Source organism: Caulobacter sp. P1_B12_2 (genome assembly GCF_056406675.1).
The window spans coordinates 1-1,713 of the sequence record NZ_JBFTZS010000667.1; the positions used below are offsets into that span (position 1 = coordinate 1).

Here is a 1,713-nt window from a genome sequence, read left to right on the forward strand (position 1 = left end):
TGCCCGCCCTTGTGGCGGGAACCCCTCTGTCCGCCGCATGGGCAGTGGTGTGGCGCGCGGGCGCGCCAAGGCGTCTCACCGTCAGCTGAACCAGGGGTTCCCGCCACAAGGGCGGGAATGACGGCTGAAATGAAGTCAGGCTTGAATGGCCATAGCCCCTACGCCACCGCCTTCAGCGCCTCGCCCAGCTCCTCGACCATCTCCGGCGTCGTGGCCCACGAGCACATGAAGCGGGCCGTGCCGTCCAGGAAACGGTAGACGAACCAGCCCCGCTCGCGCAGCCGCTCCAGGGCCGCGTCGTCCATGTCGACGAACAGGCCGTTGGCCTCGACCGGGTGGCGCAGAGGGAAGGGCATCAGGCCGGCCAGCTTCTGGGCCATGGCGTTGGCGTGGGCCGCGCGGGCCGCCCATGCTCCCCCGTAAGAAGAGGGGCCGCCGTCGGCGTTCTCGCCCAGCAGGCCCAGCCACGGGGCGCTCAGGAACCGGCCCTTGGAGACCAGCTGGCCGGCGTGCTTGAGGCGGGCGTCCAGGCGGCGGGCCAGGGCCTTGTTCAGGAACACCACGGCCTCGGTCGGGGTCGAGCCGGCCTTGGTGCCGCCGATCACCAGGATGTCGACGCCGATCTGGGCCACCCGCTTGAGGTCGAAGCCCGCCGCCACGGCGTTGGCCAGGCGCGCGCCGTCCAGATGGACGCCGTAGCCCTTGGCCTTCACCGGCGCGATCAAAGCGGCCAGGTCGTCGGCGGAATAGACGGTGCCGTACTCGGTGGCGTTGGTCAGCGACAGGGCGGCGGCCGGCTGGCGGTACGAGACGTCCGGTTCGTTCAGGGCCAGCTCCAGCCCCGGCAGGGCGATCTTGCCCGAGGCGCCGKCCAGGCCGATCAGGCCCACGCCCTGGCCGAAGAAGCCCGGCGCGCCGGTCTCGTCGGTGCAGATGTGGGCGTGCTCGTGGGCCAGCACCGCCTCGTGCGGCTGGGCCAGGCACGTCAGGGCGAAGGCGTTGGCCGCCGTGCCCGAGGCGGTGAACCGCACCTCGGCGTCGGCGTCCAGCAGGGCGCGGATGCGGTCGGCGGCCGCGGCGCTGACATGGTCGGTCCCATAGCCCGACGCCGTCCCGGCGTTGGCGGCGACGATCGCCTCGATGACTTCCGGCATGGCGCCGGCGACGTTGTCGGAGGCGAAGTCGTAGCGGGCCATTCGGGATCTCAGCGGGGCGGGTTTTCCGGGAAGGCCATGCGGCCAGGCTCGATCCGATGCCACGGCTGGGCCTCGCTCGTCCAGAGATGGATGGCCGGTTCGAGGATCGACGGATCGTCCAGGCTGCCGGCCTTGACCGGCAGGAAGGGGAGGGCGGCCTCGGACCACAGGGGCGAACCGCAGTCGCCGCAGAACACCTGGGCCACCTCGCCGCCGCTGCCGCCCTTGCGGGTGTAGCGTTTGGGCTCGCCCTTGGTGACCGTGAACCCCGCCTTGGGCGCCAGGGCCACCGAGTTGGGCCCGCCGCCGGTCGAGTACTGGCACTGCCGGCAATGGCAGACGCCCGACCCCATCAGCTCACCCTCGATCCGGTAGCGGATCGCGCCGCACTGGCAGCCGCCTTCGATGCTCATGGTGCTTCCTCCGTGGGGCCTCGACGGGCCTTTGGGAGGAGATTGCACGAAGAACGCCGTTTGCTCTATCGCCCCTACCCCACCGTCATCCCGGGCCTTGTGCC

Annotated in this window: 2 protein-coding genes; both read right to left on the reverse strand. The window is 71.3% G+C overall.

The window, feature by feature from the left end:
* Positions 1-158: 158 nt before the first annotated feature.
* Positions 159-1,196 (reverse strand): beta-eliminating lyase-related protein, encoded by a 1,038-nt coding sequence (locus AC1DZ6_RS24685; protein WP_477099737.1) that lies wholly within the window; start codon positions 1,194-1,196, stop codon positions 159-161.
* Positions 1,197-1,204: 8 nt separating this feature from the next.
* Positions 1,205-1,609 carry a GFA family protein gene (locus AC1DZ6_RS24690; RefSeq protein ID WP_477099738.1) on the reverse strand — a complete coding sequence of 135 codons (405 nt, stop codon included), beginning with the start codon at positions 1,607-1,609 and terminating at the stop codon, positions 1,205-1,207.
* Positions 1,610-1,713: the final 104 nt, after the last annotated feature.